The sequence below is a fragment of the Planctomycetia bacterium genome (assembly GCA_034440135.1).
In the GTDB taxonomy this organism is placed as follows: domain Bacteria; phylum Planctomycetota; class Planctomycetia; order Pirellulales; family JALHLM01; genus JALHLM01.
In genome coordinates this window covers 22,019-30,908 of the sequence record JAWXBP010000228.1, presented here as the reverse complement: position 1 = coordinate 30,908, position 8,890 = coordinate 22,019, and the positions used below count along the sequence as shown (strand labels likewise).

6 protein-coding genes are annotated in these 8,890 nt (G+C 62.5%); 4 read left to right on the top strand and 2 right to left on the bottom strand.

Going from position 1 to position 8,890, the window contains the following annotated elements; all coding sequences use genetic code 11:
* The coding region (locus tag SGJ19_13490) for a c-type cytochrome domain-containing protein (protein ID MDZ4781262.1) at positions 1-513 on the bottom strand (513 nt) is incomplete at its 3' end.
* A 366-nt stretch (positions 514-879) separates the two neighbouring features.
* Between SGJ19_13490 and SGJ19_13485 the strand changes: the two genes are divergently transcribed.
* From SGJ19_13485 to SGJ19_13475, 3 genes are read left to right on the top strand one after another with little or no spacing between them, the layout of a single operon-like run.
* Positions 880-3,444 carry a PSD1 and planctomycete cytochrome C domain-containing protein gene (locus SGJ19_13485; protein ID MDZ4781261.1) on the top strand — a complete coding sequence of 855 codons (2,565 nt, stop codon included), beginning with the start codon at positions 880-882 and terminating at the stop codon, positions 3,442-3,444.
* A 3-nt stretch (positions 3,445-3,447) separates the two neighbouring features.
* A complete protein-coding gene (locus tag SGJ19_13480) occupies positions 3,448-4,161 on the top strand; it encodes a DUF1501 domain-containing protein (GenBank protein ID MDZ4781260.1) in 714 nt (237 codons plus the stop codon).
* Positions 4,140-4,838: a DUF1501 domain-containing protein gene (locus SGJ19_13475; GenBank protein MDZ4781259.1), complete on the top strand. Its 699-nt coding sequence runs from the start codon at positions 4,140-4,142 to the stop codon at positions 4,836-4,838. Before SGJ19_13480 ends, SGJ19_13475 begins: the two co-directional genes overlap by 22 nt.
* 130 nt (positions 4,839-4,968) lie before the next feature.
* Here SGJ19_13475 and SGJ19_13470 read toward each other — a convergent pair whose 3' ends face one another.
* Complete coding sequence (locus tag SGJ19_13470) at positions 4,969-5,262, bottom strand: RHS repeat domain-containing protein (GenBank protein MDZ4781258.1); 294 nt, start codon at positions 5,260-5,262, stop codon at positions 4,969-4,971.
* Between the two features lie 440 nt (positions 5,263-5,702).
* Between SGJ19_13470 and SGJ19_13465 the strand changes: the two genes are divergently transcribed.
* Positions 5,703-8,873, top strand: a complete 3,171-nt coding sequence (locus tag SGJ19_13465) for a tetratricopeptide repeat protein (GenBank protein MDZ4781257.1) — start codon at positions 5,703-5,705, stop codon at positions 8,871-8,873.
* The last annotated feature ends 17 nt before the right edge of the window (positions 8,874-8,890 follow it).

Genomic DNA, 8,890 nt, shown 5'->3' with positions numbered 1-8,890 from the left:
GGCTGCCGTCGCTGGCGTCAGCCCGGCGGCTTCCATGCGGGCCAAAGTAAAGTGGTCGACGGGATTGCGAGGCCAGTCAGCGCGCTGCACGCTTGGCGGTTCGGAGCGTCGCGGCGGCACAAAGGCCCAATGCGGTTCGAAGTTCGCTCCTTCGGCAATCCAGCGCGTCAATAATTTAATGTCCGCTGGCGTGAGTTGCTTTCCGGAATCGACCGGCGGCATACGCTCCGACTCGTCCGCGGAGTTCATGCGCGCGACAACGGCGCTCGCCTCGAGATTTCCCGGCACAATCGCCGCGTAGCCGCCGCGATCTTCGAGGACGCTTTCGAGCTGGTCGAGCCGCAAATCCGCCGCGCAATGCTCTTCGTCAGGACCGTGACAGGCCAGACACTTCGAGGCCAACAACGGACGGATCTGCCGGCTGTAGCTCACCGGCTCGCCGGACGACGCGTTGCCGGACAAAGTGAGGATGACAAGTATTGTCAACGTGATTTGCTGAGCGTGACGCATCATCGAGGTCGCCGATTCGTTCGCTTCCATTCACTGGCAAACCGCTATTTTCGTTGAACATGCTCAGTTTAGCAACGGTGCTGGCGGCGAGCGCGAAGGCACAAATCGCACGGTGGAGCGCGCAGCTGGCGCTTTCGGGGCACATGACTGAGCCGCCGCCGCATTGTCGATCGGGTGGCAATCGTGCCCCCGCGGCGTTAGAATCGGCGAGGGCGCTTTCCGTCGCTGCCGCCCCGGCGTCGGCCGGGTGCGCGCAAACGTCTGCGACTTACCGATGACGCCCACCAACTGGAAACCGTTTCGGTGAGCTCCACGTGATCGTTGGTGGCGATCGCAACATCCAGCAATGTCGCATTTCGGGCCGCAGCCATGCGCATTCCCTTGACGATCGCCCTCCTGACGCTGTCGCTTTCGGCGGCAACCTCGCATCAGGTTCACGGCGATGATGCGGTTGACGCAATCGCGGACACACGTCCGAGTGCGACAGCCGAGGGAATCGCGTTTTTCGAGCAGCGCATCCAACCTGTGTTGGCGGCGCAATGCTTCAGCTGCCATTCCTCGAAAGCGATCAAGGTCCGCGGAGGGCTATTGCTTGACTCGCGAGCAGGCGTCGCCGCCGGAGGCATTGGCGGGGCAGTGCTGGTCGCAAATGAACCAGAGCAGAGCCGGCTGATCGAGGCGATTCGGTGGAACAACCCCGAATTCCAAATGCCGCCCAAAGGGCCGCTCACGCCCGAGCAGATCGCCGATTTCGAGAAGTGGGTCGAAATGGGCGCGCCCGACCCGCGCGAAGCGCTCCCGTCCGAGACATCCGAGTCAGAGCCCAAGCGACTCACCCTGGAAGCCGCGGCGGAATTGCTCTGGGCGCTCAAGCCTGTCGAGCGGGGCGAAACGCCATCAGGCGTCACCGAATCCGCAAATCCGATTGATGCGTTTATCGCGGCGGAACATCGTTCCAGCGGATTGAATTCGAATGGACCAGCCGGCCCATCGGCGCTACTGCGTCGCGTTTATCTGGACCTTGTCGGCCTGCCGCCGACGCCGGACGAACAAGCGGCATTTCTCAACGACACGTCCCCTGATGCTTACGAGAAAGTCGTCGATCAACTGCTCGCCAGCGAGCAACATGGCGTGCGTTATGCGCGCCATTGGCTCGACGTGCTGCGCTATGCGGACGCAGACGAGCGAATGATCGCGGCGCAAGGAATTCATCTCTGGCGCGATTGGGTCATTCATGCGTTGAATGACGACGTGCCGTACGATCAGTTTGTGCGCGCGCAGTTGACCGGATATCGCTCGACCGAACGGACGCAGATGTCGGCGACCGGTTATCGCTCGAAGGCCGAACCGCGGCCGGACGATCTCTTTGCGCTGGGGCTGCTCGCGCGCGGCGCCGTGGTTCGCGATGGCCAGAAGAGCGGCGAGCTCGCATTGAACGCCGTGGAGACGGTGTCAACCGCGTTCATGGGACTCACGGTCGGCTGCGCCAAATGCCACGACCATCTGTTCGACCCGATCACGCAGCGCGATTTCTACGCGATGAAGGCGCTCTTCGATCCGCTCGTTCCGCGCAAGATCACCTTGGCGACCGCGGAGGAGATCGTGGCCAGCGGCCGCGCGTCGCAAGAGGCTGCGGATCGTCGCGCACCGGTTCAGGCGGCGCTCAACGCGCTCGCCGCTCCGTACCAGAAGCAACTGTACGACGACCGTGTAGCGATGCTGCCGGATGACGTGCAGGCCGTGATTCATAAGTCAGAGCGCGAACGCACGGCCGCGGAACAGAAGGTCGCCGACGATTACTTTCCAATTCTGCGGATCGATTCCGGCAAGATTCGGGAAGTGATGTCCGACGCGGACCGCCAGAAATACGATGATCTCCAGCGCGAACTCTCCGAGATTGGCGACGGCCGCAGAGGCGGCGGGTTGGCGGCATATTGGACCGTGGAAGTTGATCCACAGAGGTCGACCGAAAAGAGTTTCATCCTCACTAGCGGCGACCCGGAACGACCGGAGTTGAATCACGAAGTCTCGCCAGGCTGGCCGTTCGCGCCGACGTATCCCGATTTTCGTGAAGGCCCGCTCGAAGCCTTTTCGGATTGGCTGACCGCGCCGCAGAATCCACTCTTTGCGCGGGTGGCGGTCAATCGGATTTGGCAATGGCATTTCGGAACAGGCTTGCAAGCTGCCTCGAGTGATTTCGGCAAGCTCGGCGGCGAACCGACGCATCCGGAACTGCTGGATTGGCTGGCCGCGGAGTTTGTGCAAAGCGGATTTCGTATGAAATCGCTGCATCGCTTGATCGTCACGTCGGATGCATACCGCCGCGCTTCCGAGGTCGATGAGTCGATCGGCGCGGCGAATCTGCAGGCCGACCCAACGAATGCGCTGCTTTGGCATTTTCCACTCCAGCGTCTGGAAGCCGAGCCGATTTGGGATTCGATTTTTTTGGCCGCCGGCGCTTTGGATACGTCCGTGGGCGGGCCGTCGTTTGATCTCGGCGGCGGCCAGCGGCGCGGTCGTGGCGGTCGGAATGACGAATCGTCGACGACAACGTTTCGCCGCGCCGCGTATCTGACCCGCGGCTATTCGACGAATCGCGACGTCATGCCGAATTTCCTGCAAGCGTTCGATGTCGACGACGGTCGGGCGCCTTGCCCGCAGCGCACGCAAACCGTGACCGCGACGCAGGGTCTGTTCATGATGAATAGCGACGAGGTCGATCGCGCGTGTACGATGTTCGCGGAACGGCTCCTCAAGGACGGTGAAGGCGATCTCTCAGCCGCCGTCGAACTCGGCTACCGCTGGGCAATTGGTCGCGGGCCTTCCGACGGCGAGCGCGAACGCGCGTTGGCGTACCTGGAAAATGATCCGGCGAAGTTAAAAGGACTGGCGTGGTTGTTGTTCAATCTCGATGAATTCATCTACGTGAGGTAATCGATGGAGCACAACTTCGCGGCCAGCGATCTTCAGTCGCGGCGACAACTGCTCCACCGGGCCGGCGGCGGCTTTCTTGGCGTGGCGATGGGCGCGCTCTGGGCCGAGGCCGGCGAGTTGCCTCAGGAGGCAGCCATTCAGCGCTTTCCGGTGAAGGCGCGGTCCGTCATTTTTCTGTTCATGTGCGGCGGCGTCAGCCACATCGACACGTTCGACCCCAAGGACGACAAATGGGCCGGCAAGCTGATTGACGCCGTGGGGTTTGGCGACAATCAGGCGGAAATGCAGCGGCCGGTTATTCCCTGTCAGCGCACGTTCACGCGCTACGGCGAATCAGGCATCCCGGTATCCGATTGGTTTCCGCACGTCGGAAGCATGGTCGACGACATCGCCGTCGTGCGCTCGATGTGGTGTCACGCGGGGAATCACTTTCCGGCCGTGATCGAAACCTGCACGGGGCATCGCGGGCGGCAGTTGGATCATCCGACGTTGGGGAGTTGGGTCTCGTACGCGCTGGGGACCGCCAACCAGAACCTCCCGATGTTTGTGAACATCGGCCGACCTTCTTCGCCCGTGCAACTGACGGGCGGATATCTGGGCGCAACCGTCGCGGCGACGCCGTTTCAGCCCGGCGAAACACCCATTCCCAATCTGAAACCTCCCCAAGAACCAATGCCTTCGAGCGCGAGCGGCAGATGCAGTCGCTCTACGAATTGAACCAGGAGTTTCGCGCGCAGTACGCCATCAATGCGAACATCGCCGCGCGGGCGAAGGCCTATGAACTGGCCGCGCGGATGCAACTGACGGCGCCCCAACTCGTCGATTTTTCCAACGAACCAACGCATATCAAGGACATGTACGGCATCGGCCAGGACGCCACCGACGGGTTTGGCAAACAGTTGATTCTTGCGCGACGTCTGGCCGAACAAGGCGTGCGTTTCATCCAGATCTGTCATGGCGGCGGCGGCAACGGCGATTGGGACGCGCACGGCGATATTGATTCGCACGCTCCCCTCTGCCGCGCGACCGATCAACCGATCGCCGGCTTGCTGCGCGATTTGAAGCAGCGCGGCATGCTGGATGAAACCCTCGTGGTTTGGACGAGCGAGTTCGGCCGGACGCCTTGGTCGCAAAACACCACTGGGCGCGATCACAATCCGCGCGGCTATTCGTCATGGCTGGCCGGCGGCGGCATCAAAGGCGGCACGGTCCATGGCGCAACGGACGACGTCGGCTACAAGGCCGTGGAGGATCCGCACTATTACAGTGATCTGCATGCCACGATCTTGCGGCAACTGGGCCTCGATCATCGACACTTGGAAGTGACGGTCCAGGGTCGCCCGGTGCGCCTGGTCGAGGAAGGGTTTGGGCCGATCATGGCTGTGATTGGGTAGTTCCGATGGCTTTTCGTGCGCGAAAGTTATGACGCGCTAACAATCCCTGGACCACTCGCTATGAAAGTCGCGGCGGGTTGGGCCGCTATGCCGCTTCCGCTCTGCATTGAGCTACTGCACCGCAACGATCTTACCATGCCGCCAACGCCGCAACGGATGGCGTGAGATTCAAACTGGTGCGATGACCATTTTCGTCCGTCGCCGCGGTCTGGTTGCCGGCCGCGTCGTATGCGAAGGTCATCACGCCTTGATCCGGCGAACCCTCCGCGAAGACGGCGCGGGTGCGCAGGCCGCGGGCGTCGTACTCGTACCGCGTCGTGCGATTCAAGGGGTCGCGCATGGTCTCCGTCTGACCGCGCGCGTTGTACGTGTAGGCGGTCACGAGGTCGTCGGTTTCGCCGTTGGCGCCGTCGCCTCCCCTCATCCCTCCGCTCCAGCAGCACAGCAGTCTTACCCCACCGTTACCTTCATAACGGGTGGTACAGGAATTCGTGGCTGGTCAATTGGATTGCAGCAGTTATTCGCGAATTGCATTTCACGACCTAGCGCGCCGAATTCGCCGATTGTCCAAATCTTGACATCGCTCCGTCAATTTCCTGTCTCTGACGGCGAATTACCGTAATGGCTTGCCCGGCCTACGGTTCGTCGCTGCGCGCCGGGCGGCCAAACCGGCGGGGGCGGACTTGCTGGCTTTCCGCCCGGCGAACGGCGATAATGGCCGGCGCATCAGATTTGGCAGGACACGGTGTTATGGAATTATGGGGAACTGATGAACCCTGCCCCCGCTTGTTGCGTAAGGACGGCCGCGACGCCGCGCGGCTGGACGGCGATCCGCATCGGAACAAGACAGAACGAGGTCGCACGATGAAACGAACCGCCCGCATTGGCCGGGGGCGGCTGGCGATTGCGCTGGCCTGCCTCGCATTCGCTGGCTCATTTGGCGCCGTCCCCCCGTTGGCGATCGCGCAGAACAACGCCGAGGTCGAAGTCGATCCGGCAGCCACGCGACAGTATGCCGCGGCGGCGGCGCTGCAGAACCGCGATCAGTTTGAACTGGCCGCCGACGAGTGGCAAACCTTCGTTACCAAGTTCGCCGACGATCCGCGCGTGCCGCGCGGTAAGCATTACTTGGGCGTCTGCTTGCTCAAATCCGGCAAGCCGGAGGCCGCGGAGGCCGCGCTGGAATTGGTCCGCGAGCAACATCCGAAGTTCGAGCTGCTGGAAGCGACGCTGCTGTACCTGGGGATCGCCCAATACAACCAGGCGCAGGCCGGCACCAAGGACAAATACGACAGCGCCGCGGGAACTTTCGCGGAACTGGTGCAGAAGTATCCCGAGGGAAAACAAGTTGCGCAGGCCGTCTACTACCAGGGGGAATGCCAATACGCCCAAGGTGACAAAGCGGCCGCGATGAAATCGTACGCCCGGGTGGTGAACGAATTTCCGCAATCGGCGAACTTAGCCGACGCGCAATACGCCCTCGGCGTGACGTTGGAGGAACTCGGCCAGGCCGACGAAGCGGCGAAGGTTTACGTGGCGTTCCTGAAACGCGCGGCCGATCACCCGCTGGCACAAGAAATCAGCCTGCGTTACGGCGAGACGCTGTTCGCCGCCAAGAAGTACGCCGAAGCTGGGGCGCGCTTCGCGGCGGCGGCCCAACAATTGGGCTTCGCGTCGGCCGACTACGCACAATTGCGACTCGGGGCCGCGCTCTATGAACAGAAGCAATACGCCGAAGCGGCGCAGGCGTACGAATCGCTGGGGGAGCGGTTCGCGCAATCGGCGCACATCCCGCAAGCGCGCTTGGCGGCTGGTAAGTGCTGGTATCTAGCCGAACAGTTCGACGCCGCGCGCAAAGCGCTCGCGGGCGTCACCGGCGATGCCGCGATGATGAGCGAGGCGGCGCACTGGATTGCCAAGAGCCAGTTGCGCGAAGGCCAGGCGGCCGCGGCGCTTCAGACGGCAGAACGCGCGCTGGCGAATGCTGCACCGGATTGGGCGGCGCAACTGGAGTTCGACGCGGCGGATGCACTCTACGAAATCCCCGACCGTCGCGGCGAGGCCGTAAAGCGCTACGCGGAACTTGCCAAGAATCGCGGCGACGATCCCCTCGCGCCGCAGGCGCTGTACATGGCCGCTTTCTCCGCACTGCAGGCTGGCGAGCACGAACGGGCGGCGCAATACGCCGCGGCCTTCCGGCAGAAGTTCGCGGAACATGAGCTCGGCGCGGATGTTGGCGCGGTGCTCGCCGAAAGCGCACTGCAGCTCGGACGCACCGAGGACGCGGCGAACGCCTATGAGCATTTGGTCAAGCAATTCGCCGATCACGCGGATCGCCCGCGCTGGCAAGTGCGGCGCGCGTTGTGTTATTTCATGGCCGGCAAGTTCGATGCGGTCGAAGCGATCGTTGAGCCGCTGGCCGGCAAGTTAAAGGACGCGGAATTGGCTGCCGAAGCGAGCTATTTGCTCGGCGCATCGCAGGTCGAACGCAAAGAGTTCGACGCGGCGATCGGCACGCTGGAACCTCTGGTGGCGAAGCTTCCCAAGTGGCGCCAAGCGGACGAAACACTGCTGGCATTGTCGCTCGCGTATCAAGGCGCCGGTCGCGCGGATGACGCGCAGAAAGCGCTCGCGCGTTTGGGCAAGGAGTTCCCGCAAAGCGCCGTACTTGATCGCGGCGCCTACACGCTCGCCGAACAAGCGTACTCCGCCGGTAAGTTCGACATCGCCGCCGCAGGCTATCAAAAGCTGATTCAAGACTACCCGCAGAGCAAGCTGGCGCCGCAGGCCTGGTATGGTCTCGGCTGGGCGCAGCTCAGCCAGTCGCAACATGAGCCGGCGGTGCAGACCTTCACAAAGATGCTGGAACGCTATCCGGAACATCGCCTCGCTGCCGAAGCCCGCTATGCTCGCGGCGCGGCACGGCAACAGATGAAGGATTTCTCAGGCGCATTGGAGGATCTTCAAGCTTACTTGAAGGCCAGTCCCGACGGCGCGGAGCGTGCGGCGGCGTTGTTCGAAGTAGGACTTTGCCAAGTTGGCCTCCAGCAGTTCGACGCTGCGGTGACGACGTTCCAACAACTCCTCGCGGACGATGCGCAGTCCCAACAAGCGACGAAGATTCGTTACGAGTTGGCTTGGGCCCTTAAGTCGGCCGGCAAGGAAAAGGAATCCGGCGAGCAGTTCAAGCAACTCGCGCAGGCGCAGAGCGACGGCCCGGTCGCCGCGGAGAGTTGGTATCACGTCGGCGAGACCGCTTACGACGCCGGCGAATTTCAGGAGGCGGCCAAGGCGTATTTTGCCGCGCAGCAAAAGGCCGGTAAGTCCGATCTCGGCGAGAAAGCCGCGCACAAACTCGCTTGGGCGTACTACCGCTTGGACGACTTCGACAAGGCGCAGAAGTCATTCAAGTTCCAGCGCGAACACTATGCCGAGGGTCCGCTGGCTGCCGACGCTCGGTTCATGGAAGCCGAGGTGCTGTTCAAGCAGGAGAAGTACCCCGAAGCCCGCGAATCCTATCGAGCGCTCGGACAGCTTTCCAATCCGGAGTTCGCGGCGCTCGCGGCCTTGCACGGCGCCCAATGCGCCGCGCAAGCACAGCAATGGCAAGAGGCACTGCAAATGGCCAGTGAAGTGTTGGCCTCGCAGCCGGACAACGCCTATGCGGCGGAGTTGCTCTATGAGCAAGGCTGGGCGAAGCAGAACCTGGGCGAGCTCGACGAGGCGGTCAAGCTGTACGAGCAGGCGACGGAAAAATCCGGCAACGAAGTCGCCGCCCGAGCGCGATTTATGATCGGCGAGATCTGCTTCGAGCGCCAAGCGCACGGCGACGCGATCAAGCACTTCTTCAAAGTGGCTTACGGGTACGCCTACCCGCAGTGGCAAGCCAACGCGCTCTACGAAGCGGGGCGCTGCTTCGAAGTCCGCAAACAAAAACAGCAAGCCCTGGAGTCGTACCAGGAAATCGTCCAGAAATACCCCGACAGCGACAAAGTGACGCAGGCGAAGAAGAAGATCGCGGAACTGGGCGGATAGCGTCCCAATGGGAACTC